Annotated in this window: 21 protein-coding genes and 1 riboswitch; of the genes, 16 read left to right on the plus strand and 5 right to left on the minus strand. The window is 71.9% G+C overall.

Annotated elements, in window-relative coordinates; translation table 11 throughout:
- Window positions 1-7 precede the first annotated feature (7 nt).
- From ACIBLA_RS32280 to ACIBLA_RS32290, 3 genes are all read left to right on the plus strand, one after another.
- Window positions 8-682, plus strand: coding sequence for a class I SAM-dependent methyltransferase (locus ACIBLA_RS32280; RefSeq protein ID WP_399200682.1), 675 nt, complete (start codon window positions 8-10; stop codon window positions 680-682).
- A gap of 31 nt (window positions 683-713) precedes the next feature.
- A complete protein-coding gene (locus ACIBLA_RS32285) occupies window positions 714-1,700 on the plus strand; it encodes an N-acetylmuramoyl-L-alanine amidase (protein ID WP_399200683.1) in 987 nt (328 codons plus the stop codon).
- A 281-nt stretch (window positions 1,701-1,981) separates the two neighbouring features.
- Window positions 1,982-2,821, plus strand: a complete 840-nt coding sequence (locus ACIBLA_RS32290; RefSeq protein ID WP_363243093.1) for a hypothetical protein — start codon at window positions 1,982-1,984, stop codon at window positions 2,819-2,821.
- 176 nt (window positions 2,822-2,997) lie between these two features.
- Here ACIBLA_RS32290 and ACIBLA_RS32295 read toward each other — a convergent pair whose 3' ends face one another.
- Complete coding sequence (locus ACIBLA_RS32295; RefSeq protein WP_399200684.1) at window positions 2,998-5,334, minus strand: zinc-dependent metalloprotease; 2,337 nt, start codon at window positions 5,332-5,334, stop codon at window positions 2,998-3,000.
- Window positions 5,335-5,413: 79 nt separating this feature from the next.
- The gene (locus ACIBLA_RS32300; RefSeq protein ID WP_399200685.1) at window positions 5,414-6,184 is read right to left on the minus strand and encodes a GntR family transcriptional regulator; all 771 of its coding nucleotides are present in this window, start codon (window positions 6,182-6,184) and stop codon (window positions 5,414-5,416) included.
- A 376-nt stretch (window positions 6,185-6,560) separates the two neighbouring features.
- Between ACIBLA_RS32300 and ACIBLA_RS32305 the strand changes: the two genes are divergently transcribed.
- From ACIBLA_RS32305 to ACIBLA_RS32340, 8 genes are all read left to right on the plus strand, one after another.
- A complete protein-coding gene (locus tag ACIBLA_RS32305) occupies window positions 6,561-7,694 on the plus strand; it encodes a peroxidase-related enzyme (RefSeq protein WP_399200686.1) in 1,134 nt (377 codons plus the stop codon).
- An 82-nt stretch (window positions 7,695-7,776) separates the two neighbouring features.
- Window positions 7,777-8,889: an ABC transporter substrate-binding protein gene (locus ACIBLA_RS32310; protein WP_399200687.1), complete on the plus strand. Its 1,113-nt coding sequence runs from the start codon at window positions 7,777-7,779 to the stop codon at window positions 8,887-8,889.
- On the plus strand, window positions 8,882-10,021 hold the full coding sequence (locus tag ACIBLA_RS32315; protein WP_399200688.1) for an ABC transporter ATP-binding protein: 1,140 nt from the start codon (window positions 8,882-8,884) through the stop codon (window positions 10,019-10,021). Before ACIBLA_RS32310 ends, ACIBLA_RS32315 begins: the two co-directional genes overlap by 8 nt.
- Complete coding sequence (locus ACIBLA_RS32320) at window positions 10,018-10,962, plus strand: ABC transporter permease (protein ID WP_399200689.1); 945 nt, start codon at window positions 10,018-10,020, stop codon at window positions 10,960-10,962. Before ACIBLA_RS32315 ends, ACIBLA_RS32320 begins: the two co-directional genes overlap by 4 nt.
- On the plus strand, window positions 10,959-11,765 hold the full coding sequence (locus ACIBLA_RS32325; RefSeq protein ID WP_399200690.1) for an ABC transporter permease: 807 nt from the start codon (window positions 10,959-10,961) through the stop codon (window positions 11,763-11,765). Before ACIBLA_RS32320 ends, ACIBLA_RS32325 begins: the two co-directional genes overlap by 4 nt.
- Before the next feature lie 75 nt (window positions 11,766-11,840).
- Complete coding sequence (locus ACIBLA_RS32330; RefSeq protein ID WP_399200691.1) at window positions 11,841-12,881, plus strand: dipeptidase; 1,041 nt, start codon at window positions 11,841-11,843, stop codon at window positions 12,879-12,881.
- On the plus strand, window positions 12,878-14,779 hold the full coding sequence (locus ACIBLA_RS32335) for an FAD/NAD(P)-binding protein (RefSeq protein ID WP_399200692.1): 1,902 nt from the start codon (window positions 12,878-12,880) through the stop codon (window positions 14,777-14,779). The genes ACIBLA_RS32330 and ACIBLA_RS32335 overlap by 4 nt, the downstream gene beginning before the upstream one ends.
- 101 nt (window positions 14,780-14,880) lie before the next feature.
- A complete protein-coding gene (locus tag ACIBLA_RS32340; protein WP_363243104.1) occupies window positions 14,881-15,174 on the plus strand; it encodes a hypothetical protein in 294 nt (97 codons plus the stop codon).
- A 17-nt stretch (window positions 15,175-15,191) separates the two neighbouring features.
- Here the strand turns inward: ACIBLA_RS32340 and ACIBLA_RS32345 are convergent, their stop codons facing one another.
- The 3 genes from ACIBLA_RS32345 to ACIBLA_RS32355 all read right to left on the minus strand — a co-directional run bounded on the left by ACIBLA_RS32345 (window position 15,192) and on the right by ACIBLA_RS32355 (window position 18,446).
- Window positions 15,192-16,274, minus strand: coding sequence for a prenyltransferase/squalene oxidase repeat-containing protein (locus tag ACIBLA_RS32345; RefSeq protein ID WP_399200709.1), 1,083 nt, complete (start codon window positions 16,272-16,274; stop codon window positions 15,192-15,194).
- Window positions 16,275-16,276: 2 nt separating this feature from the next.
- Entirely contained in the window at window positions 16,277-17,011 is a 735-nt protein-coding gene (locus tag ACIBLA_RS32350) for a class I SAM-dependent methyltransferase (protein WP_399200693.1), read from the minus strand.
- Window positions 17,012-17,129: 118 nt separating this feature from the next.
- Entirely contained in the window at window positions 17,130-18,446 is a 1,317-nt protein-coding gene (locus tag ACIBLA_RS32355; protein WP_399200694.1) for a glycosyltransferase family 4 protein, read from the minus strand.
- Window positions 18,447-18,802: 356 nt separating this feature from the next.
- Window positions 18,803-18,875, plus strand: a riboswitch (cobalamin riboswitch).
- Window positions 18,876-19,009: 134 nt separating this feature from the next.
- Here ACIBLA_RS32355 and ACIBLA_RS32360 point away from each other — a divergent pair.
- The 5 genes from ACIBLA_RS32360 (at window position 19,010) to ACIBLA_RS32380 (ending at window position 25,121) form a co-directional block, all read left to right on the plus strand.
- A complete protein-coding gene (locus ACIBLA_RS32360; RefSeq protein ID WP_399200696.1) occupies window positions 19,010-20,281 on the plus strand; it encodes a prenyltransferase/squalene oxidase repeat-containing protein in 1,272 nt (423 codons plus the stop codon).
- The gene (locus ACIBLA_RS32365) at window positions 20,278-20,961 is read left to right on the plus strand and encodes an SCO2322 family protein (RefSeq protein ID WP_399200697.1); all 684 of its coding nucleotides are present in this window, start codon (window positions 20,278-20,280) and stop codon (window positions 20,959-20,961) included. Before ACIBLA_RS32360 ends, ACIBLA_RS32365 begins: the two co-directional genes overlap by 4 nt.
- Window positions 20,962-21,442: 481 nt before the next feature.
- Window positions 21,443-22,558, plus strand: coding sequence for an energy-coupling factor transporter transmembrane protein EcfT (locus ACIBLA_RS32370; protein WP_363243109.1), 1,116 nt, complete (start codon window positions 21,443-21,445; stop codon window positions 22,556-22,558).
- Window positions 22,555-24,273, plus strand: coding sequence for an ABC transporter ATP-binding protein (locus ACIBLA_RS32375; RefSeq protein ID WP_399200698.1), 1,719 nt, complete (start codon window positions 22,555-22,557; stop codon window positions 24,271-24,273). Before ACIBLA_RS32370 ends, ACIBLA_RS32375 begins: the two co-directional genes overlap by 4 nt.
- A complete protein-coding gene (locus ACIBLA_RS32380; RefSeq protein WP_399200699.1) occupies window positions 24,273-25,121 on the plus strand; it encodes an ECF transporter S component in 849 nt (282 codons plus the stop codon). The genes ACIBLA_RS32375 and ACIBLA_RS32380 overlap by 1 nt, the downstream gene beginning before the upstream one ends.
- The last annotated feature ends 15 nt before the right edge of the window (window positions 25,122-25,136 follow it).

The following is a 25,136-nucleotide window of genomic DNA, read 5'->3' on the forward strand; positions in this document are numbered from 1 at the left end:
GGAAGCCATGACCGCCGGGACCGCCCCCGCTCCAGCCCCCGCCCCCTCCCCCTCCCCCGACGTCCTCGCGGCCTTCGAGTCCGCCAAGGGCTTCATGCCGGCCGGCGAAGGACTGGCCCTGTACGCCGCCGCCACGGAGGCCGCCGCCCTCGGGCTGCCGCTGCTCGAAGTCGGCACGTACTGCGGCCGTTCCACCATCCTGCTCGCCGACGCCGCCCGCGCCGCCGGTGTCACCGCGCTCACCGTCGACCACCATCGCGGCAGCGAGGAGCAGCAGCCCGGCTGGGAGTACCACGACCCGGCGGTCGTCGATCCCGAGGTCGGCCTGATGGACACCCTGCCGACCTTCCGCCGCACACTGCACGCGGCCGGTCTCGAAGACCATGTCGTGGTGCTCGTCGGCCGCTCCCCGCAGGTCGCCGCCGTCTGGGGCGGCCCGCTGGGCCTGGTGTTCATCGACGGCGGCCACACCGACGAGCACGCGAACGGCGACTACGAGGGCTGGGCGCCGCATCTCGCCGACGGCGGGCTGCTCGTGGTCCACGACGTGTTCCCCGACCCGGCGGACGGCGGCCAGGCCCCGTACCGCGTGTGGCTGCGGGCGCTGGCGTCGGGCGCGTTCGCCGAGGTCTCGGCGTACGAGTCGCTGCGAGTCCTGCGACGTACCGGCGTCGGTACCTGACGCTCCGTCCCTCACGGACTAGCATCGCCGGGTGCCGTACGACGAAAGCCACTCCCCCGCCCCCCGCCGCCGGATCCCGCGCACCCCGCTCGTCCTCGCGGTCGGGGCCCTGGTGCCCGGCGCCTTCGCCGGGTGGCTGATCTGGCAGACCACCGGCGGATCCGACGACGGCGCCGCCGCGCGGGCCGCGAGCACGTCGGCCCCCGCCGAGCAGCCCGGCTCCCCCGGCCCCGAGCCCAGGCCGTCCCCGTCGGAGTCCCCGTCGGAGTCCCCCTCGAAGTCGCCGTCGAAGCCCGCGGCGGGCGACGACGCTCCGGGGGACGCGCGGCCCGCGCCCGTCGACGGGCCGCTCGCGGGGCGGGTCGTCGTCATCGACCCCGGTCACAATCCGGGCAACTTCAAGCACACCACCGAGATCAACAAGCTCGTGGACATCGGAACCAACCGCAAGGAATGCGACACCACGGGCACCTCGGGCAACGCGGGTTACACCGAGGCCGAATTCACCGCCGATGTTTCACAGCGCCTCCGCACTCTCCTCCGTAAAGAGGGCGCGACGGTGAAACTCACACACGAGAACGACCGCCCGTGGGGACCTTGTGTGAACGAGCGCGCGGAAATCGGCAACAAGGCCGGGGCCGATGCCGTCATCTCCGTCCACGCGGACGGCTCGGCCGCCGGCAACCGCGGCTTCCATGTCATCCTCCCCGCACTCGTGAAGTCGGGCGGGGCGGACACCTCGAAGATCGTCGCTCCCTCGCGCGATCTCGGCGAACGCGTCGCGGGCCATTTCGTACGTACGACCGGAAGTGCCCCCTCCAATTACGTCGGTGACGGCACCGGACTCGATGTCCGCGACGACCTCGGCGGACTGAATCTCTCGACCGTGCCCAAGGTCTTCATCGAGTGCGGCAACATGCGCGACAGCAAGGACATCGCCCTGCTGACGAGCGCCGGCTGGCGCCAGAAGGCGGCGCAGGGAATGGCGGACGGCATCAGCAGTTTCCTGAAGCGATAGCCGGCGCCGCGAACGGCGGGTGACCGAACACCCGGAAACGGCAACGGATTCACAACGAAAAGACCGTGATTCGATTCTTCGGCGCGCTCTCCCGCAACCGTTGGAGGGCCTGCTGTGGTCCTCTCATTGAGGTGGCGAGGAACCGAGGAGACGACCCGCTCGGGCAGACGATAGATTCATCCGTACGATAGGGAGCCGCCCCCGAGCTTCGCACTCCGCACCGTCGCCCTTCGCGCCGGTGGCGACCGCCCCGACGAGACGATCCAAGAAGGACTTTTCACGTGAACATCCGCTCCCTCACACGAGGCGATGGCGTGGTGATCGGAGCAGCGGTGGTGCTGTTCATCGCCTCGTTCCTCGACCTGGTCGGTATCGACTGCCCGCAGGGCGTCGACTGTTCGGGCTACAGCTCGAACGCCTGGGACTCACTCGGTCTTGTGATGAGCATCTACATCGCCGGCATCATCGGCGCCGCGCTCATCGTCGTCGGTCGTGGCATGCCCGGACGCAAGGTGGCCGGTCTGGACCTCGGCCAGTTCGGTGTCGCCCTGACCGTGTTCGCCCTGTGGACCGCGTTCTGGACCATCATCGACGCGAACAACGCGGGCGCCGGCCTGATCCTCGGCCTGCTCTCCACGATCGTGCTCGCCGGGGGCGCGCTCGCCACCCCGCTGGTTCCCGCGCTGAAGGCGCCCCTCGTCGGGGCCCCGAAGCCGCAGGTCGCCTCGCCGTACGGCCAGCCGGGCCACCCCGGCCAGGGTTACGGCTATCCGGGCGCCCAGCAGCAGCCGTACGGTGGCCAGCCGGGCCAGCCGCAGCCCGCGTACGGCGGTCCCCAGCCGGGTCAGCCCGGTCCCGGTCAGCCTTCGCAGGGCGGACAGCCGGGGGCCCCGGGGCCGAAGCAGGACGGCGCGCCCGCCGGTAACTTCGAGCCGTTCTGGTTCGCCGTGCCGGTGGCCCGTCCCCTGTACGGCGAGGACGGCTCACCGTCCCCGATCGCCGAACTCGCGCCCGGTACCTGGTACTTGGCCGTCGAGCAGCGCGGTCCGGGCCTGATCGCCCAGACGCAGGACGGCCGTCGGGGTCTGCTCCAGGACACGAGCGGCATCCAGCGCGGCTGAGCGGCGCGCACCCCGTTTCGACGCACCAACGCACCACCGACGGCCCCTCCCCTTCCGGGTGAGGGGCCGTCAGCGTCCACCGGACACGGCATGTGGCCCAGTTCGGCGGCCGAGGTGAGCGTTTGGGTGATGCCTGCGCCATGGCCGGCCGGCGGCCCCCGCGGTCTCGGACGGTCTCAGATGGGGGCACCGGGTGGGACACGGGGTACGGGGCCGGGAAGCGCCGCGTCCTCGCCGGCCAGGAAGGCGGTGATGGTCCCGGCCGCCTCGCGCTCCGTGTCGCCGCCTTCGCGCAGCTCTTCGGCGAGCCGCCTGAGCCGACCGCTGATCCGGGCCCGTACGGTGCCGTGCGGAAGATCGCTCTTCAGTACGCCGAGTACCGCGCGGAGCACCACCCAGCCCGCGGTCTCCTGGACGGCCTCTCCGGCGACGAGGTCCGCGGGGACAGGGTCGTGCCGACGCCAGACGGTGTCCAGCAGCGTGTCCACGACGTCTCCGGGGCCGGGCACGGCGGGATCGGCGGCGTGCTGCCAGCCGAGCCGGTTGAGGCGTGCCGGATCCAGCAGCGCTTCGGTGACGAGCGCCGCTGTCGCCTCCACCGCGCTGAAGGGGTCGAAGACGCGACCGGCCCGGGTGTCGAAGTACTCGGAGGTCCGCCCGTGGCGGATGGCCGGTGGGGTGAGCGCGTCCAGGACGTGTGCGGGCAGGGCGAGATGCTCGGCGCGCAGCAGGTCCGCCAGGCGGGCAAGCGCCTGCCGCTGGACGTCCGCCGCGACCGGTACGGTGCCGGCGCCTTCCTCCCCGGCGAGCCCGTACCCGTATCTCGTGCCGCCGATCAACCGGGCGACGGCCGAGAGCTGGGAGCGGTGGTAGAGCTGGAGGAGGACCGCGCGCTCCTCCAGCTCCCCGGTCTGCCGTCCGGGCGGAAGCGCCGCGCGCGAGAAGCCCTCCAACGCGACTCGCCGTACGGCCAGCGCCTCGTCCAGTGCGGCGAAGGCGTCCGGGACCGGGGAGACCCAGACGACCGCGTCGGCGTGCGCCGCCTCCGATCCGCGCGCGTCCTCGTCGGCGATGTACACGAGCCCCTCGTCGGCGGCAGTCTGCCGCAGTCGCGCCAGGGCGGTCTCCTCGTCCTCGCCGGGAAAGCGTCCGTAGGCGTGGGCGACCAGGAAGTGGTCCCAGGGGCCCAGCCCTTGGGCATAGGCGTTCGACGAGTCGAGGCCGCCGTCCGGCGTGACGGTGACACGGGGGTGCGGATAGTCCATCACCGAAGGGCGGGGATGGTGCGTACTGGCGAAGTTGTGCATGAAGCCGAGGGCATGACCGATCTCATGAGCCGCCAGCTGCCGCATCCTGCTCAGCACCAGATGCTCGACGGCGGCCAGTCGCTCCCGCTCGTCCGCCCTGCCGTAAGGGGCGTACAGGGCCTCGGCGATCGCGGTGATCTGCTCGACGCGCTGGGAACCGAGCCGTACCCGGCCGCAGATGATCTCCCCGGTGCGCGGGTCGGTGAGCCCCTGCCCGTGCGACCAGCCGCGGCCGTCCCGGTGCACCCAGCGGACGGAGTTGACACCGAGGTCGTTGTCGTCGAGCCGCTCGGACGCCACCTCGACACGGTAGGCGTCGTGGAATCCGGCCCGTTCGAAGGCGTCCCGCCACCAGTTGCCGCCCTCGACGACGGCGGTGCGTACGGGTTCGGGGACAGCGGGGTCGACGTAGAAGACGATCGGGTCGCGCACCGGTCCGGCCGGGGAGGTGGGATCGACGGGTTCGAGCCGGTGGCGGGGCTGGAACTTCGTCCCGGTGCCCGCCCTCGTGGCGGCGCCGTAGTCGTGGTGGCCGATGCCGTATCCGCCGGAGGCCGGGTGGTACCGGCGGGCGGGCAGCGGCGGGTCGGGCAGCGGGACGAGATGGAGCTGCTGGACCACGGTGAGGGAGCGCGGCGCGGGAACCACGGCCCGCAGGGCCGGGCCGGGTGCCGGCGCCCGGAGCGTGAGCAGAGCGGGCAGCCTGGTGCCGCCGGGACCGGTCCGTGCCTCTTCCACGAGCGCGAAGCTCGCGGTCGGGTCGGTCTCGTACGCGCCCTGCTCCCGCTCCCGCAGATCGTCCGCGACACCGTGGAAGTCGGTGAGTGCCAGTCCCGTGCCGTCGACGATCACGGCGCCGTCCCGCTCGCGCAGCACCGGGGCGCTCCACACCACCGAGCCTGCGAAGGATTCCTCGCCCGCGCGGACGGCCGCGGTGTCGCCCGTGGCCAGATGGTGTTTGTTGCGCAGCATCAGCAGGACCCGGCCCGCGATCAGCCGGAACTCCGCGACCTTCACCTTCCCCGCCTTGCCCCGGTCGAGTCCGAGAGCGCTGGAGCCCACTCCGTGGGACAGGGCGGCGGTCAGCAGGAAGGGCTCGCCGAATCGCCTGACGCCGAGGAGGAGCCGGTGTCCGCCGGTGTCCGCGCACAGTTCGAGGAAGTCCCGGGGGGCGGCGGATATCGGGGCTGAGGGCAGGTCGCTCACGCCGGACTCGCTTCTCTCTCGGAATCGGAGAAGCAGATGGTACGTCCGGGGCGCGCCCCGCCCTGGGGCCCGGTCTTCCTCAGCCGTCGGCGGGCTCGGCGGGGATCTCGTACGCGAGCCGGAAACGTTCGCCCGGTACGACGAGGTCCGCGGTCTCCAGAGGGCGCTCCCCCGCGTAGTACGTGCGCTCGATGGCGGCGACGGGTGCGCCGGGAGTCAGATCGAGTACGTCCGCCTCCCCGCGGGTGGCGGTGCGGGCCGTCACGGTCTCGGTCGAGCGTGTGATCTGAAGCCCGATGTACGACATACGGGCCACGACGCTGCTGCCCGCCATGGGGCCCGCTCCGGGGAGGGAGACGGCTGTGCCCCCGGTGATACCGAGGGGCTCCCAGCTGACGCAGAACATGGCCGGTCTGCCGTCCCGGGTGATCAGGTACTCGCTGCGGATCACCGCTTCGGCGGCGGGGACGCCGAGGCGCCGGGCGATCTCCTGCGGAGCCTCACCCGTGGTGGAGCGAGGGGTGCCACGGACCGAACGGCCGTCGTCGTCCGTGACATCGCGCCCGTACCCCGTGACCGCGAGCCTGCCCTGCAGGCGTTCATGGGTCCACGACCTGGCCATCGTCCTGGAGGAGGGCTGCTCCCGTACGAACACGCCGAGCCCCGCACGCCCTTTGACCAGGCCCTCCGCGACGAGGACGCGTACCGCGGCAGCCGCGACGTTCGAGCCGACGCCGTAGGCGCGGGAGAGATCGGCGCGCGACGGGAGCGGGTCGCCGGGCGTGAACTCGCCCTCCTCGATACGGCGCCGAAGGTCTTCCGCAACCACCTGATAAGCAGCGACGGCCATCGTGTCTCACTTTCCGGGCCGCGTCTCAATATGTGAGAAGTTTTCCATGGGGTCAGACCCACCGGAGAGCACCCGAAACGGATCTTCTGGATGGCTCACCGAGCACTTGGTGCATCAGGTGAGGCCGATAATCCACTTTCACACGCAGTGTGCCACGCCCAAGCGGGACCTGTTGCATCAAGCACGCGGCGCCCCCAGGCCGCCGATGGAGCCGCGCGGACCCTCTGAGCAGCCCTGTTCCAGGCGGCAGGGGCTTTGCACAGGGCCCTGCGCGGAGCTAACTTTCACCTCCTGTCCGGCAGGCGCGTCTTACCAGCCGGACGCGGCCGTGGACAGACACGCGGTGGACAGGCACGCGATGGTGAGGAGGACGACCATGAGCGACGGCACGCAGCACCGCGCCGGGCTGGGCGAGCACACTGCCGCCTCCCGTCGCGTCCTGCTCACTCCGCGGTCCCCGAGGGCCGTGGAGATCCTCACGCCCCGGCTGCGGATCTCGGCCGCCGCCCGCGCCGCCGAGCTGGCGGGACAGCCCCGGCTCGCCGCGGAGTACCGGGCCATGGCAACCGCTGCACCCCGCGTCGACCCGGACTCGGCCCCCTCGCTGACGGCGGCCGTCCACGACTTCACCGACCGCGTCACTCTCGCACCAGGCCTGGCCGGTCCCGACGTCCTGCGTGGCCTCACCGCACAGGGGCTGGACGCACCGGCCGTCGTCGCACTCGCGCAGATCTGCGCGTTCGTCTCGTACGAGGCCCGCGTCGTCTCCGGCCTCGCACTGCTGGCCGGACACCCGGCGGCCGAGACCACCCACATACCCGCTCCGCCTCCGGCTGCGCCGCACGCGCCCGGGGCGGAGCGCCTCACCCTGGACGAGCTGACCTGGCGCCCACGAATATCCTCGGTCGACGCCGCTGCGCTCACCGCCGAGCAGCAGGCTGTCATCGACGCGCACACCACGCTGTCGGTCACCTCGCCGTACTACCGGACGCTGCTCCACGACCCGGCCGCGCTCGACCACCGGACCCATGTCTACAACGCCGTCATGTACGGCCGCGGCGGTCTGCCGCGGGCCGAACGCGAGCTGGCGACCCTGCTGGTGTCTCGGGCCAACGGCTGTGTCTACTGCGCCTCCGTACACGGCCGCAAGTACGCGCAGCTGTCCCGCGACCAGGCCGCCGCCCAGCGCGTCCTGAGCGAGGGAGGCGACGGGCTCGCCGCCGACGACGCCCGCGGCCGGGCCATCGCCCGCTTCGCGGAAGCCCAGACCCGCACACCGCCCCGTGGCAGCGCCGAGGATGTGCACGCGCTCCGGGCGGCCGGGCTGGACGAGGCCGAACTCACGGACCTGGTGCACGCCGTAGCGCTCTTCGGCTGGGCCAACCGTCTGATGCTGGTCCTCGGCGACGCACACCCCGTGCGGCAGCCGGACTCTGACATTCCGCGCAACGACGCACGGGAGTCCTGTAGCCAGACGTCGGGCCGGGCCTCACGGGCAGGCGACGCATAGCCGTCCCCCGTGGGCTCCGACCCGACGTCGCCCCGCGCTCGTGGTCCGCTCCCTCCCGATCCCCGTCCGACCGGAGACCGTCATGCCTTCCCTCCGCAGTTCCTCACGCACTTCCCTGCGTCCCGCGCTCACCGCCGCCGCCGTGCTGACCAGCACCGCGCTGCTGGCGACGGCCTGCTCGTCCTCCGCCACCTCGCCGTCCGGTGGCTCCGGCGACTCCGGCGGTAAGCAGACCGTCACCTTCATGGGCTTCTACGGCACGTTCCAGGACGCCTTCACCAAGACCGTGATCAAGCCCTTCGAGGAGGCCAACCCGAACATCACGGTCAAGTACGTACCGATTCAGAACTCCACCGAGGTGCTGGCCAAGCTGCGCGCGAGCACCGCGCGCCCGGTCGCCGACGTCGCCCTCATGGACAGCTCCGTGGCGCCGACGGCCAACAAGGAGAAGCTGTTCGCCCCGCTCGACGCGTCGAAGGTGCCCAACCTCGCCCAGCTCGTCGACGCCGCGAAGAGCAAGGACGGCCACGGGCCGGCCGTCACGTTCGACAGCCTCTCCATCCTCTTCAACACCAAGAACGTCAAGAAGGCGCCGACCAGCTGGAACGACCTCTGGAACGCCGAGTACAAGGGCAAGCTGGCGATGCCCATCGCGGACACCCGGGGAGTGGCCCTGATCGTCGCCTTGGAGAAGATCCTTCAGGCCGACTACAAGCAGGACATCGATCCGGCGATCGACAAGCTCAAGCAGTTGTCCTCCGGCGTCCAGACCTGGCAGCCCTCGCCCGATGTCTACACCGCGATCCAGTCGGGCGACGCGGACATCGCCGTCGGCTGGAACGCGCGCGGCCAGTACTACAAGGACTCGTCCGGCGGAGTCGTACAGCCGGTCCTCCCCAAGGAGGGCACGGTCACCCAGGTCAACACCATCAACCTGGTCAACAAGTCCCAGAACACCGCGGCCGCACAGAAGTTCATCAACTACGCGATCGGCGCCGAGGCGCAGAAGGCGTTCGACGACGAGGCCTTCTACGCACCCGTGAACAAGGACGTCAAGCTCGCCGCCGACACCGAGAACCGCACCCAGGCCTCCCCCGAGCAGCAGAAGAACCAGATCCCCGTCGACTGGAACTGGCTCACCACCCGCTACACCGGCTGGGTCGACCGCATCAAGCAGGAGGTCATCGGTGGGTGACACGAAGTCCCACGACGGCGGCGCCGGGCACCTGGTGCTCGAAGGCCTGGCCAAGACCTATCCCGGCAAGGACGGCGCCGCCGTGCGCGGCATCGACCTCGCCGTGGAGCGCGGCCGGATGCTCGCCGTCCTCGGTCCCTCGGGCTGCGGGAAGTCGACCACACTACGCATGATCGCCGGCCTGGTCCCGCCCACCGCGGGGACCGTACGGGTCGACGGCCGAGACATCACGGACGCGCCGGTGCACCGCCGCGACATGGGCGTGGTCTTCCAGTCGTACGCGCTCTTCCCGCACCTGGACGTGGCCCGCAACATCGCCTTCGGCCTGGAGATGCGCAAGATTTCCAAGGTGGACGTGAAGCGCCGCGTGGACGACGCTCTGAGTCTGGTGCGGCTCGGTCATCTCGCCGGCCGGCGTATCTCGCAGCTCTCCGGCGGACAGCAGCAGCGCGTCGCGCTGGCCCGTGCGCTGGTGGTGGAACCCGCCGTGCTCCTCCTCGACGAGCCTCTGTCGAATCTGGACGCCCAGCTGCGCTCCGCGATGCGCGACGAGATCTGCCGGATCCAGCGCGAGACCGGCGTCACCACCGTCTTCGTCACGCACGACCAGCAGGAAGCCCTGTCCATGGCCGACCGTGTCGCCGTCATGAACCACGGTCTGATCGAGCAGGTGGGCACCCCTGAGGACATCTACGAGCGGCCCGCGCGCCCGTTCGTGGCGGAATTCGTGGGCCGTGCCAACCTGCTCGACGGCCCGGTCGGCGAGCAGGACGGGGACCGGGCCCTGGTCGAACTGCCCGGCCTCGGAAGGGTTTCCGCGGCGGGCGCCGGCGTGGACAGGGGCCGCACGGCCACGGTGATGCTGCGCCCGCACCGGATCGCCCTCAGCTCCGCCGCTCCCGGCAGCGGCGGAGCCCGTGGCACGGTGCTGTCCGCGGGATACGCGGGCGAGACGGTGGCCTACCGGGTGCGCGTGGGCGTTGACGGCCCCGTGCTGGACGTCGAACGACCCACCGGGACGCTGGAGTCGTTCGGTCCCGGCGCCGAGGTGGAGCTCTCCTGGGACCCGGAGGCCCCACGGCTGATCTCCGCGGTGGAGGAGAGCGGGAAGAGCGGGGAGCGCCCGTCATGACGGCGGACTCCGTACCCGCGAAGGCGCCCCCGGCACCCCCGGAATCCGGGAAGCCCCCCACACGCCGGCGCGGTCCCGCACGCCTGGCACTGGCCCTGCTGTTGCCGGGGCTGCTGGCCCTGCTGCTGACGTACGCGCTGCCGCTGGTGTGGGTGCTGCGCATGTCGCTCAACGAGGCGGGGGAAGGTGGGCTCATCCTGCAGACCGTCTCCCTCGCCACGTTCGCCGACGTACTCGGCAGCGGCCACTACTGGAACGTCATCGGGCAGACGGTCGAACTCGGTGTCCTCGTCACCTTCTTCACCCTTGTCGTCTCCTATCCGGTGGCGCTGTTCCTGGCCCGTACCACCAGCCGGTGGCGGAGCCTGCTCGTCGCGCTCGCCGTCACACCGCTGCTGATCTCCTCGGTGGCGCGCACCTTCGGCTGGATGGCGATCCTCGGCAGCCAGGGCGTCATCAACAAGACCCTGAACGGTCTCGGACTGATCGACAGCCCACTGCATCTGGCCAACAACCTCACCGGTGTGGTCATCGCCTCGACAGAGATCTACATGCCATTCGCCATCCTGGCGATGATCAGCGGCTTCGGGCGGCTCGATCCGGCGCTGGAGCACGCCGCCGCCTCACTGGGCGCGCCCCGTCGTACGGTGTTCCGCCGGATCGTGCTGCCGTTGACCCTGCCGGGCGTACTCACCGCCGCGCTGCTGGTGTTCGTCCTCAGTCTCAGCGGCTATGTCACGCCCCGGCTCATCGGCGGCGGACGCGTCTTCGTCCTGGCCACCGAGATCTACGACCAGGCCATCACCAGCCTCAACTGGCCGGTGGCCGCGGTGCTCTCGGTGCTGCTGCTCGCCGTGTTCGGTGTGGTCATCACGCTCTATCTGTGGGCACAGAGAGTCCTCGAAGCCCGATTCACCGGGCCGCAGGAGGCACGTTCATGAACTCGCGCCGCCTGACCCCGGCCCGGGCCGTGTGGGCCGTCGTCCTCACCGGCCTGTATCTGTTCCTTCTCGCGCCCATCCTCATCGTGCTCGTGGAGTCCTTCGACACCTCGTCCTATCTGCGGTTCCCGCCGGAGGGCTTCGGCCTCGACGCCTACCGGCAGGTCTTCGCCAACGAATCCTTCCGCGCGGGCTTCCAGGTCAGCGGCGTCACGGCCGCGGCGACCGCGCTGCTGGCCATGGTGACGGGTGTTCCGGCGGCGCTCGCGCTGACGAGGCTGCGCTTCCGGGGCCGGAGCGCCGTCGAAGCGGTCTTCCTCTCGCCGCTGCTGGTGCCGCATATCGTGCTCGGGCTCGCGCTGCTGCTGATCCTGGCGCCGATCCCGCTCACCGACACCTACTGGGGGCTGATCCTGGCGCATCTGGGTGTGACCGTGCCCTATGTCGTACGTACGGTCTCCGCCTCCTTGGTGTCCGCGGACCCGAGCGCCGAGGAAGCCGCCCGTACGCTCGGCGCGAGCGGGCTCATGACCTTCTGGCGGATCACCCTGCCGACCATCCGGCCCGGCCTCTTCTCCGGCGGCATCATCGCCTTCCTGCTGTCCTTCGACGAGACCGTCATCTCGCTCTTCGTCTCCGGGCAGAACACCGTCCCGCTGCCGGTGGCCGTCCTGCAGTACGTCGAGTACCGCAGCGACCCGTCGGTGGCCTCGCTCTCGGTCCTTCTGGTGCTGCTCTCCGTCGTTGTCGTCGTCCTCGTGGAGCGCGGCCTCGGCCTGCGCCGCACGCTGCGATCCGGCTAGTCCGGCTGATCCGGCTGAGAGGGCCGGTCCTCCAAGCGGTCCGACCCGCCCCACCCCGTTCCAAGGAGATCCACCGTGTCCGTCACTCCGGCGCAGCCCCTCGACCCCACCGCACTGCACCGAGACAGCGTCGTCTTCAACGCGCTCGACTGCACTCCGCTCTCCTGGGCGGACGAGACATACCTCGGCAAGCTCGCCGTCTCCGGGGTCACGGCGATCAACCACGCGGTCTCCATCTCCCAGGGCTACGATGCGGCGGCCTCGGCCATCGTGGGCTGGCAGCGGCGACTGACGGAGACCGACGGGCGGGTCTTCCAGGCCTTCGGCCTCGACGACGTCGCCCGCGCCAAGGCCGCGGGCGGTGTCGCGTGGTTCGCCGGGTTCGAGGACAGCAAGCCGGTCGGCGAGGACCTGTGGCGGCTGGAAGCGCTGTACCAGTTGGGGCTGCGCTTCATGGGACTGACGTACCAGAACCGGAACTTCGCGGGTGACGGCAGCGGCGAGAGCGCCAACGGCGGACTGAGCCGCTTCGGGCGCGCCCTCGTCAAGGAGAGCAACCGCCTCGGCGTCGCCATCGACCTGTCGCACACCGGCGAGCGCTCCACGCTTGAGACGATCGAGGTCTCCGAGAAGCCCGTCCTCGTCACCCACGCGGGCCTGACGCACTTCGTCGACAGCCCGCGCAACAAGAGCGATGTCGTGGTCCGTGAACTGGCCGCGCGCGGCGGTGTGTTCGGCCTGGCGGCGAAGTCCGGGTTCCTCACTCCCGACGGTCTGACGCGGCGTCCGGGCGCCGAGGTGTTCGCCGACAACATCGACTATCTGGTCGATTTGGTGGGCATCGACCATGTCATCGTCGGCACGGACGTCGGCGACGAGCGCAAGTACTCCCGCGAGGGCATGGCGCGCGTCCGTCGGCTCTACCCGGAGATCCCGATCGTCGGCGAGGACCTCGACCTCGACCGTATCCACCCCGAGGGGCTCGGTACCCCCGCCGACCTTCCCCTCATCACCGAGCTTCTCGTCGGCCGCGGCTACAGCCCGCAGGACATCACCAAGGTTCTCGGCGGCAATATGCACCGGGTCCTCTCGGACATCTGGGACACGCGAGCGTGACAGCGCACCCGGTGAGCGTCGCGGTCGTCGGGGCCGGGCCGCGCGGCACAGCCGTACTGGAACGCCTCACGGCGAACCTCGGCCCCACCGGGCCCTGGGCGGGCACTCCGGCAGAACTCCACGTCGTGGAACCGTTCACGCCCGGCGCCGGCCGGGTCTGGGATCCCGGACAGCCGGAGCAGCTGCTGATGAACACCGTCGCCGGGCACGCCACCGCCTTCCCCGACGACACCGTACGGATGGAGGGCCCCGCGACGACCGGGCCCACCCTCATGGAGTGGGCGCGCGACCACGCGCCCGGCCTCGCGGAGTGGGAGCATCCCAACCGAGCGCTCATGGGCCGCTATCTGGCCTGGGCCCATGAACGGATCACCCGGGCCGCTGCCCCAGCCGTGCGGATCGTCCCTCATGCGACGCGCGCGGTGGGACTCGACGAGGTTTCGGGAGGCCGGCTGCGGCTGCGGCTCGACGACGGTACCGCCCTGCTCGTCGACGCGGTGGTGCTCGCCACCGGTCACACCGATCAGCGGCCGTCACCCGAGGGGCGCGAACTCACCACGGCCGCACGCCGGTTCGGGCTACTGCACCTCGCCCCCGGCCACCCCCATGAAACCCGGCTCGACCTGCTGGCGCCGAAGGAACCGGTTCTCGTTCGGGGCCTGGCGCTGAACTTCTTCGACCAGTTGACAGTTCTCACCTCCGGGCGCGGCGGCAGCTTCGAACAGAACGGCCAGGACGGCGGCCTGCGCTACCGGCCGTCCGGCCGTGAGCCGCTGTTCCTCGCCGGCTCGGGCCGGGGCGTTCCGTACCTGGCACGGAACCAGGTGCGGGGCCGTATGCCGACGGGCCACAGCCTCCGCTTCTTCGACAACACGGCGGTCCAGCGGCTGACCGCGCGGGAGCCGGGCACGGTGGGTTTCATGGCCGAGGTGTGGCCGCTGATCGCGAAGGAGGCGGGAGCGGCCTGGTACGGGACGCTCCTGGAGAGCCGCCCCGATGCCACGCGGCTGACCGCCGAGGTCTTCCTGGAGCGGTACGCGGCAGTCGGCCACGGATCCGACGCGTGGGCGGAGCTGCTCTCGGAGAGCCTGTACGATCCCGCCGACCGTTTCGACCTGCTCGACCTCGACCGGCCGCTGGCCGACCTGCGGTTCACCGACCGGACGGCCTTCGGGGCGTGGCTGGCGGAGCGGCTGCGCGAGGACCTGGCAGCGGCCCGGGATCCGCGGCACAGCCCGCTCAAAGCCGCCGCCGCGGCGGTGGCGGCGGTGAAGGGGCAGGTACGGCGGGTCGTCGCCGCGGGGGTACTGACCGGTCCCTCGTACCGCGAACTGTCCTGGTTCCGGTCCTTCGGGGCACATGTCTCCAGCGGCCCGCCCGCCGGCAGGATCGCCGAGCTGATCGCCCTGCACGAGGCCGGCGTCGTCGAGTTCGTGGGGGCGCGGCCGACCGTCACCGTCGACACGGCGGCGGGCAGCTTCGTCGCCACCTCCCCGACCACGGACGGCCCTCCGGCGCGGGCGCGTGCTCTGCTGGACGCCTGGCTGCCGGGATCCGATCTGGCCCTGACCGCCGACCCGTTGCTGCGCGGACTGGTCGCCTCGGGCCTGGCCCGCCCGCACACGGCGGGCTCGGGAGACTCGTCGACGGCGACGGGATCTCTTGATGTGGCCGGATCTGATCTGCGGGTGCGCAGCGCCACGGGACAGCCGCATCCGCACCTGTTCGCGTTCGGCATCCCGGTGGAAGGTGTCCAGTGGAACACGGCGATCGGAGCACGGGCACGTGCCAACGCCGAGATGTTCCGTCAGGCCGATTCGATCGCCCGCTCCGCCCTGAAGGCGGCGGTCGACCGAGCGGTGGGGGTGCCCGACACGCATCGCGGTGCCTTGAAGTAGACCGCTCACCAGGGCACTCTCCGGGCGCGGTCGGACGCCCCGTGCTCGCCGGACCGGCTGTTCCGAGGTTTCGCCCGTCCTGGAGCGGCAACACGCTCGACATGGCCTCACGTCAACGCAGTGGAAGCAGCGCAGCAGCCACGATCCTCATAGTGATCGCGGATGTCATGGCCTTCATCCTGGGCCTCTGGATTCTGATGTACCTGCTGGACGCCAACCGCGCCAACGACCTGGTGACCTTCGTCCAGGACGCGGCACGCTGGCTCGCCGGCTGGTCCTACGACATGTTCACCTTCGACGAGGCATGGGCTCGGGTGGTGTGCGGTTACGGTCTCGCGGCCGTGGTCTACCTGTTCATCGGCCACGCACTGGCCGGCCGGGTGCGCCGTATCTGACACGGAGCCGGCCGACATCAGCCGCAGGGGCAGTCCGGCTCAAGCCCCGACGGCAGCCTCTCACCGCTGAAGACGGCCGTGGTCGCCTCGTCGCCCCCGAGCGCGGCCACGGCCAGCAGCAGCGAGGCCGCCGTCCAGCTCGTCAACTCCTCGGGCCAGACGGCCTTCTCGCCCTCGAAGACATAGCCCGTCCAGTACATTCCGCCGTCCGCGCGCAGATGCCCGATGGACTGGAGTACCTCCAGCGCCCGGTCGGACTCGCCCACCACCCAGAGCGCCATGGCGAGTTCACAGCTCTCGCCACCGGTGACCCACGGGTTGGGCAGCACACAGCGCACTCCGAGTCCGGGGACGACGAAGCGGTCCCAGCTCTCCTCGATCCGGGCCTTCGCCTGCGGCCCGGTCATCGCGCCGCCGAGGACCGGGTAGTACCAGTCCATCGAGTACCGGCTCTTGTCGAGGAACCGTTCAGGGTGCGCGCGGATCGCGTGTGCGAGCGATCCGGCCGCCAACTCCCAGTCGGGCTGGGCCTCTTCACGTTCCTCGGCGATGGCGAGCGCACAGCGCAGCGCCTGGTGGACGGACGAACTGCCCGTCAGCAGCGCGTCGTCGACGGCGGTGCCGTCGGCCTCGCGCTTCCAGCCGATCTGCCCGCCGGGCCGCTGGAGCGCCAGGACGAACTCGACGGCGGCGTACACGACGGGCCACATCCGGTCGAGGAACGCCTCGTCGCCGGTGGCCAGATAGTGGTGCCAGACCCCGACGGCGGGATAGGCGCAGAAGTTGGTCTCGCTGCTCAGGTCGGTGGGCCGGGCGGCGTCGCCGTCGTCGTAGGCGGCGTACCAGGACCCGTCCTCGTTCTGATGCCGCGCCAGCCACTCGTACGCCCGCGCCGCCGCCTCGTGTTCGCCGGACGCGTCGAGTGCCATGGCGGCCTCGGTGTGGTCCCACGGGTCGAGGTGGTGGCCACGGAACCAGGGGATGGCGCCGTCGGGGCGCTGGACGGCGAGGATGCCCGCGACGGTCTCGGCGGCCTGATCCGCCGTCAGAACACCGGGCAGGACGAGGTGTTCGGTGCGGTCGGGGCCGCGACCGGGCAACGTCACCGGCCCTCCGCCGTGGGCAGGTGCGGCTTGGTGGCGTAGGCGACAAAGCTCTTGCCGACGACGGGGTTGAGCAGTTGCTCGGCGAAGCGGGTCGCGAACGGCTTCTTCATGATGTCCCAGACAAGCAGCTTGTGGTACGCGCGGACGGGCAGTGCCTGGTCGTTGTCCACGCCGAAGGCGCACTTGAGCCACCAGTACGGCGAGTGCAGGGCGTGCGCGTGATGGGTGCCGTACGGCCGGAGCCCGGCCTCCCGTATCCGGCCGAGGAGTTCGTCGGCCTTGTAGATACGGATATGGCCGCCCTCCACCTCGTGGTACGCGTCGGAGAGCGTCCAGCAGACCTTCTCGGGGCCGTACCGGGGCACGGTCACGGCGATCCGGCCGCCGGGCCGCAGGACACGGACCATCTCGGCGAGCACGCCCTTGTCGTCGGGGATGTGCTCCATGACCTCCGAGATGATCACGACGTCGAAGGACTCGTCGGGGAAGGGGAGATTGAGCGCGTCCCCCTCCATCGCGGTGGCGGTGGCACCGGGCGGCGCCTCACCGGCCTCCTTCATCGCGGCGAACCACGTGGCGACCTCGCGGATCTCCGCACCGTTCCGGTCGAGGGCCACGACCTGGGCGCCGCGCCGGTAGCACTCGAAGGCGTGCCGGCCCGCGCCGCACCCCAGATCGAGCACCCGGTCGCCTGCGGCGAGCGGGAAACGGGAGAAGTCCACGGTCAGCACGAGTTCCTGCTTTCGCGGTCGGAGTCGGAGTCGGAGTCGGGATCAGTCGGAGTCGAGGGCCGGGGTTCGGGGCCGGGGTTCGGGATCGAGGAGCGCCGGAGTGAGGCCGGGGCCCCCGTCAGCGGGCGGCCCCCGCGCGGTCGGCGACGGCCGCGCGGTACAGCTCGACCGTGCCCTCGGCGGCGCGCGCCCAGGTGAACCGGCGCAGCACCCGCTCGCGCCCCGCGGCGCCCAGGCGCTCGCGCAACTCCCGGTCACCGAGCAGCCTGTTGAGCGCGCCCGCCAGCGCGTCGGGGTCGCCGGGCGGCACGGCCAGACAGGTCTCGCCGTCGGCCCCCGCGACCTCGGGGATCGCGCCGCCGGTGGTGGCGACCAGCGGTGTGCCGGTGGCCATGGCCTCGGCGGCGGGCAGCGAGAACCCCTCGTACAGGGACGGCACGCACGCGATCTGCGCGCCGCGCACGAGGTCGACCAGTTCGGCGTCGGAGATGCCCTTGACGAACTGGACGGCGTCGCCGAGCCCGTACTTCTCGATGGCCCGGCCGACCGGCCCGTCCTCGGCGCGCTTGCCGACCACGACGAGATGCGCCAGCGGATTCCCGGTGCGGAGCTTGGCCAGTGCCTCGACCAGATGTATCAGGCCCTTGAGGGGCACGTCGGCGCTGGAGGTGGTGACGATGCGGCCCGGAATCTCGGCTACGGCGGGGTCAGGCGAGAACAGCCGGGTGTCGGCGCCGATGGGGACGACGCGGATGCGCTCGGGCCGTACTCCGAGGTGTTCGGTGATCTCCTGCTTCGAACTCCCGGAGACGGTCACGACGGCGGGCAGCCGGCGGGCGACGCGCTTCTGCATGCGGGTGAAGCCGTACCAGCGGCGTACGGAGGCGCGGGCGCGCCGCCCGTCGGCGGCGTCGATCTCCAACTGCCGGTCGACGGTGATGGGGTGGTGGATGGTGGTGACCAGGGGTGCGCCGAGGTCGCCGAGGAGTCCGTACCCCAGGGTCTGGTTGTCGTGCACGACGTCGAACTCGCCCCGGCGGGCGGCCAGATGGCGGCGGGCCCGCAGTGAGAAGGTCAGCGGCTCGGGGAAGCCGCCGGTCCACATGGTGGCGACTTCGAGGGCGTCGATCCAGTCGCGGTACTCGCCGCGCTTCGGTGTCCGGAACGGGTCGGGCTGCCGGTAGAGGTCGAGACTGCCGAGTTCGGTGAGCGGGACGCCTTCGTCGAGTACGGGGTAGGGCTGGGCGCCGATGACCTCGACGCTGTGGCCGAGACGGGCCAGCTCGCGTGAGAGGTGCCGTACGTAGACGCCCTGGCCGCCGCAGAAGGGGTTGCCCTTGTAGGTGAGGAGCGCGATACGCAGCGGCCGGTCCGCCGCGCCGGAGGTGGCTGCGGGCACCGCGGGGGTACCCGCCTCTATGGCCTCAGCGGTCACTCTCGGCCCTCACTTCTCACTTCACTTTCGCCGGAGCGTAACCGCTCGCGTCAATCAGGAACAAGTTCCCGCCGGGTGGACGGGCGGACACCGCGAGCCCCGAATCTACCGGCAGGTAGCGAGAGTCAGAGGGGCGGCCCCGGGTGATTCGCGCCACGGCGGACCCCGCGTGGTGCGGCCGGGCACGGCGACGGCGGGTTGGTTTCTGACGCTGCGTCAGGAACGGCTCACCGTCGGCCTTCCGGACGGTCTCGTTCACCTCGTACGGCGATTGCGGACCAACCAGACATTCCGGTAAGGCTGGCTGTCCGAAAAGGGGCCGGTAGAGTGAGCGGGTCGTCATCATGCCCGTACGGGGGGAAGCCGGTGCGAATCCGGCGCTGACCCGCAACCGTGAGCCGCCCTCACCGGCGGCGAGTCGGAACACCCCGGACGCGGACGTGACCGGCTCGCGCCACCGGAACCGCCGGTGGCCGGCACCGTCGAGGCATACGGAGCCGGAGCCTGGTGCCTCTGTGCGCCTGGGCCGGTTCCCGCGTTCCCGCAGGAGAGGCTCACCCGCCATGATCACCGTTCGCCGCAGTGTGGCGCGCAGCGCGGCCGTGTGCGCCGCTTTCGCCGTCCTGTGCGTGGCCGCCGCCCCCTCCGCGACCGCCGCACCGGCGGCCCCCGTTGACGTCCCTGCGGGGATGTACGGCACCACGGACCCGACGTACGACGGCGTCTGGCGGCAGTCCCTCGCGATGCTGGCGCAGCGCGCCGTGAACGTCATGCCCGCCGACTCCGCCGTCAACTGGCTGCTCGGCCAGCAGTGCGACAGTGGCGCTTTCCCGGCGTTCCGCCCCGACGCCTCGAAGCCGTGCGACGCGACGACGGTCGTGGACACCAACTCGACCGCCGCCGCCGTGCAGACACTGGCCGCTCTCACGACGCATCCCGACGCCATGAACAACGGCATCAGCTGGCTCGCCTCCGCGCAGAACAAGGACGGCGGCTGGGGCTACAGCGCGGGCGCCCCCAGCGACGCCAACTCCACGGCGCTGGTGATAGGAGCACTGGCGGCGGGCGGTGCCCCGGTGGGCAAGAGGCTGTCGGCGGAGGGCCGCTCCCCGTACCAGTCGCTGATCAGCTTCGCGATCCCCTGTGACGCGGAGGAGGGCGGCGGTGCGTTCGCCTACCAGCCGGACAAGTCCGGCAAACTGCCCCCCAATGCGGACGCCACGGCCGCCGCACTGCTCGGCGGGGTCGGCAAGCGGATGGTCACGACGGGCGTCGAGCCCGGCCCGGCGCCCGTCTGCCAGGACCTGCACCCGCTCACGCCGGAGCGCGCGGCGCGCAACGGCGCGGCGTATCTGGTGAAGACCCTCGCCAAGACGGGCCACCTCGACCAGCCGCCCATGCCCGGCGCCGAGGACTCGGCGCCGCTGCCGGACTACGGCAACACGGCGGACGCGATCGTCGCGCTGACGACCGCCGGGTACGGCAAGCAGGCGGCGGCCCCGATGAAGTGGCTGGAGAAGAACTCGGCCGCCTGGGCGAAGGAGAACGGCCCGGCCGCGTACGCCCAGTTGATCTTCGCCGCGCATACGACGGGCACCGACCCGCGCGAGTTCGGCGGCGCAGACCTGGTCAAGGCCCTCAACGCGACGGGGCCCGCGCCCAAGTGGATCGGGCCCAAGCCGCTGACGACCGTCGAGCAGCAGAAGGTGCTGGCGGACCAGAAGGCGGAGAGGCACAGCATGTCCGGGAACATCTGGACGATGTGCATCGGGGCGTTCGCCGCGCTCGTCATCTGTGCGCTGTTCGTGGTGCGGGCGAAGCGGCGCCGGTCATGAGGCGTGTCCGGATACCCGGGCGGCGGGTCGTCGTCCCGCTCGTGGCCGCCGTCCTGCTCGCGTCCACGGGGACGGGGACGGCGCACGCGGCCGGCTACCGCTACTGGTCGTTCTGGGAGAACGACGGCACGACGTGGACGTACGCCACACAGGGCCCCGCCCTCGCCCGTCCCGCCGACGGCACGGTGAACGGTTTCCGCTTCGCGGTCAGCGCGGACAGCCAGGACGCGGCGAAGCCCCGCGAGGCACCGGACTTCGCGGCCGTCTGCGGGTCCACGCCCGCGAAGTCCGGCAGCAAGCGCGTCGCGGTGGTCGTGGACCCGGGCACGGAGGCGGACGCCCCGGACGGCGAGAAGCCCCCGGCGCCGCGCGCCGAGTGCGCGCGGGTGGACGCCGACGCGACGAGCGCGGACGCGCTGGCTGCGGTGGCGAAGCCCCTGCGCTACAACGGCGACGCGCTGCTGTGCGGGATCACGGGCTACCCCAAGTCGGGCTGCGGCGAACAGATTTCCGCCGACGGGGCCGCGTCCCCGGCCCCCACGCCTTCCCGCGCGACGGGCGCCCTCCCGAAGGACGACGCCGACGGAGACACCCCCTCGCTCGGCATCCTCGCCGGAGCCGCGGCAGTACTCACCCTCGCCACGGCCGCCCTCTGGCAGGCCCGCCGTCGCCGCGCCTGACCCGGCCACCCACGGGGGCGGGAGCCGGCGGACGGGGGCGGACCGGGCTCCGGACACCCGCGGGGGCGACGCGCAGCCGGGCGCGACGGAACGTACGACCGCCTCCGGCGGCACGGACACCGAACGCGCCACCGCGGCGCGCACGGGGGCAGTCAGAACGCCGGGCCCTGATCGAGGTCACGGCACAACCCCGGCCCCGGCGCAGCCGGGCGAGCCGGGTGTCGGCGTGGGACGGGTCGGCGACGGTCCCGGCGGGGTGAACTCCCCGAGCGGCGAACGGCATTCGGAAACCACCCCGCCCGCCGGCGCAAGTGCGGACCGTCCCGCCGGCCTCCCGTCAGGTACGGACCGGCACTCACGCACCAATCCGGAGAGCCGCGAAGCGGACCAGGCCACCGGAACAGGCGCTCCCTCGCCCCGCACCGCCCAGGCGGGTACCCGTGCGGTCCGAACCGGTGGTGGGCCGAACCGTGGCCCCAAGGTGGGCTCCCTTCGCGCGCCCCGTGCCACCCGTAGCAACGCCCTGCACGCCGGGGCGTGGTGGATGTGGGCGCTCGGGTTGGCCGTGGCCGCTTCGCGGACCACCAATCCGTTGCTGCTCGGGCTCCTCGTCGGCGTGGCCGGATACGTCGTCGCCGTCCGGCGCACCGACGCGCCGTGGGCCCGGTCGTACGGGGCCTTCGTCAAGCTCGGGCTCGCCGTCATCGTCGTACGGCTCGTCTTCTCCGCCTTCCTCGGCTCGCCGATCCCCGGCTCGCACCTGATCGTCACCCTGCCCGAACTGCCCCTGCCCGACTGGGCGAAGGGCGTGCGGATCGGGGGCCGGGTGACCGCCGAGCAGTTGGTGTTCGCGCTGTACGACGGCGCCAAGCTCGCCACGCTCCTCATCTGCGTGGGCGCGGCGAACGCGCTCGCCAACCCGGCCAGGCTGCTCAAGTCCCTGCCGGGCGCGCTGTACGAGGCGGGCGTCGCCGTCGTCGTCGCCATGACCTTCGCGCCGAACATGGTCGCCGACGTCCTGCGTCTGCGCACCGCCCGCCGGCTGCGCGGCCGGCCGGCCGGGGGGCTGAAGGCCGTCCTCCAGATCGGACTGCCCGTCCTGGAGGGCGCGTTGGAGCGGTCCGTCGCCGTCGCCGCGTCGATGGACGCGCGCGGGTACGGCCGGACGGCCGCCGTACCGCCCACCGTCCGGCACACCACCACCGTGCTGACCCTCGGTGGCCTGCTCGGCGTCTGCGCGGGGACGTACGCGCTCCTCGCCGCCGAGGGCGCCGCCTACGGTCTGCCCCTCCTCGGTATCGGGCTGCTCGCCGCGCTGGCCGGTCTGCGGCTCGGCGGGCGCCGTTCGGTCCGTACGCGCTACCGCCCCGACGTGTGGGGCATCCGCGCCTGGCTGGTCGCGGGATCCGGCGCGGCCGTCGCCGCGCTGATGATCCGGGCGAGCGCGTACGACCCGACGGGGCTGCACCCCGGCGTCGTACCGCTCGTGGCACCGGCTCTGCCGCTCTGGCCCGCCGCCGGGATCCTGCTCGGGCTGTTGCCGGCCTTCGTCGCACCCCAGCCTCCCGCCCTTACTCCTGAGGAGAAGACCCGGTGATCCGGTTCGAGCAGGTGTCGGTGACCTACGCCGACGCACCGGCCCCCGCCCTCGGCGCATTGCAGGGGGTGGATCTCACCGTCCCCGAGGGCGAGTTGGTGCTGCTCGTCGGCCCCTCCGGGGTCGGCAAGTCCACTCTGCTGGGCGCGGTGTCCGGGCTCGTCCCGCACTTCACCGGCGGCCGGCTGCGCGGCCGGGTCACCGTCGACGGCCGCGACACCCGCACCCACAAGCCTCGCGAACTCGCCGATCTCGTCGGCACGGTGGGACAGGACCCGCTCGCCCACTTCGTCACGGACACGGTCGAGGACGAACTGGCCTACGGCATGGAGTCGTTGGGCCTGGCCCCCGACGTGATGCGGCGCCGTGTCGAGGAGACGCTGGACCTGCTCGGCCTGGCCGAACTGCGCGACCGCCCCATCGCCACCCTCTCCGGCGGCCAGCGGCAGCGCGTCGCGATCGGCTCGGTGCTCACGCCGCACCCCAAGGTGCTGGTCCTGGACGAGCCGACGTCCGCGCTCGACCCGGCGGCGGCCGAGGAGGTGCTGGCCGTGCTGCAACGGCTCGTGCACGACCTGGGGACGACCGTGCTGATGGCCGAACACCGGCTGGAGCGGGTCGTGCACTACGCGGACCAGGTCATCCTGCTCCCCGGCCCCGGCGACGCGCCGGTCGTCGGTGAGCCGGAGCGTGTCATGGCCGTCTCCCCCGTGTTCCCGCCGGTCGTGGCGCTCGGCAGGCTGGCCGGCTGGGACCCGCTGCCGCTGTCCGTACGGGACGCCCGCCGCCGGGCGGGCGATCTGCGCGCCCAACTCGCGACGACGGTGCCCCCGTTGGCCGATGCCCCGGCGCCCCCATCCGCCGCGCCGATCAACCGCCCCGGTACTCCCCGTACCGCGCTCGCCCGCCTGCTGCACCGCCGCCCGCAACCCACGCCAGCCACCGACGTCACGGCCGTCACCCACCTATCCGTCCTTCGCGGCCGGATCGAGGCGCTGCGCGGCATCGACCTCACCGTCGCCCCCGGAGAGACCGTCGCGCTCATGGGCCGTAACGGCGCGGGCAAATCCACCCTTCTCGGCACCCTCGTCGGCATGGTCGAGCCCTCGTCCGGCTCCGTCTCCGTCGGCGGGCGCACCCCGCACCGTACGCATCCGCGCGAGCTGATCCGCCAGGTCGGGCTCGTCCCGCAGGAGCCGCGCGACCTGCTGTACGCGGACACGGTCGCCGCCGAGTGCGCGGCGGCGGACACCGACGCGGGTGCCGCGCCTGGCAGTTGCCGCGCGCTGGTGGACGAACTGCTGCCGCACGTGCCCGACGCGACGCACCCGCGTGACCTGTCGGAGGGGCAGCGGCTCGCGCTGGCGCTGGCGATCGTGCTGACCGGCCGGCCCCCGTTGCTGCTCCTGGACGAGCCGACACGCGGTCTGGACTACGCGGCGAAGGCCCGTCTCGTGGACGTCCTGCGCGCGCTCGCCGCCGACGGACACGCGATCGTGCTGGCCACCCACGACGTGGAACTGGCCGCCGAACTCGCCCGCCGGGTGGTGATCCTGGCCGACGGCGAGATCGTCGCCGACGGTCCGACGCACCACGTGTGCGTCTCCTCACCGGCGTTCGCGCCCCAGGTCGCCAAGATCATGGCGCCGCAGGCGTGGCTGACGGTCTCTCAGGTCCAGCAAGCGCTGGCGACCGGCCCGGCGGACCTCGCATGATGACCACCACACCGGACCCGCGAGCCCCCCGGGCCCGCACCGTACGCCTCGGTCCCCGCTCCGTCGCCGCGCTCACCCTCGTCAGCGCGATCGGGGTGATCGCCTTCGGGTGGCCGCTGCTCGCCGACTCCGCCTCCGGGCTCGCCCACTCCCAGGACGCGCCCTGGCTCTTCGCGGCGCTGCTCCCGCTCCTGGTCGCCGTCGTCGTCGCGACGATCGCCGACTCGGGTCTGGATGCCAAGGCGATCGCCATGCTCGGCGTACTGGCCGCCGTCGGTGCCGCGCTGCGTCCGCTCGGCGCGGGGACGGCCGGTCTGGAACCGATGTTCTTCCTGATGGTGCTGAGCGGCCGGGTGCTGGGCCCCGGCTTCGGCTTCGTCCTCGGCTCGGTCACGATGTTCGCCTCGGCGCTGCTGACCGGCGGCGTCGGGCCGTGGATGCCGTTCCAGATGCTGTCGATGGGCTGGTTCACGATGGGTGCGGGCCTGCTGCCGGGCCCGGACCGGCTGCGCGGGCGCGGGGAGTTGCTGATGCTCGCGGCGTACGGGGCCGTCGCCGCCTTCGCGTACGGCACGATCATGAATCTCCAGGGCTGGACCTACATCGGCGGGCTCTCGTCCGGGATCTCGTTCCAGCCGGGCGACCCGGTCCAGGAGAATCTGGTGCGCTTCCTCGCGTACTGCGCGGCGACGTCCTTCGGCTGGGACCTGGGGCGGGCGGTGCTCACCGTCGTACTGACACTGACGATCGGCGCCACGGTCCTCAAGGCGCTGCGCCGGGCGACGCGGCGGGCGGCGTTCGACGCGGAGGTCACCTTCGGGGAGCCGACGACGGTCCCGAAGACGTAGTGCCTTCCTCGGCCC

It is taken from the genome of Streptomyces sp. NPDC050433 (genome assembly GCF_044458565.1).
Taxonomy (GTDB): Bacteria; Actinomycetota; Actinomycetes; order Streptomycetales; family Streptomycetaceae; genus Streptomyces.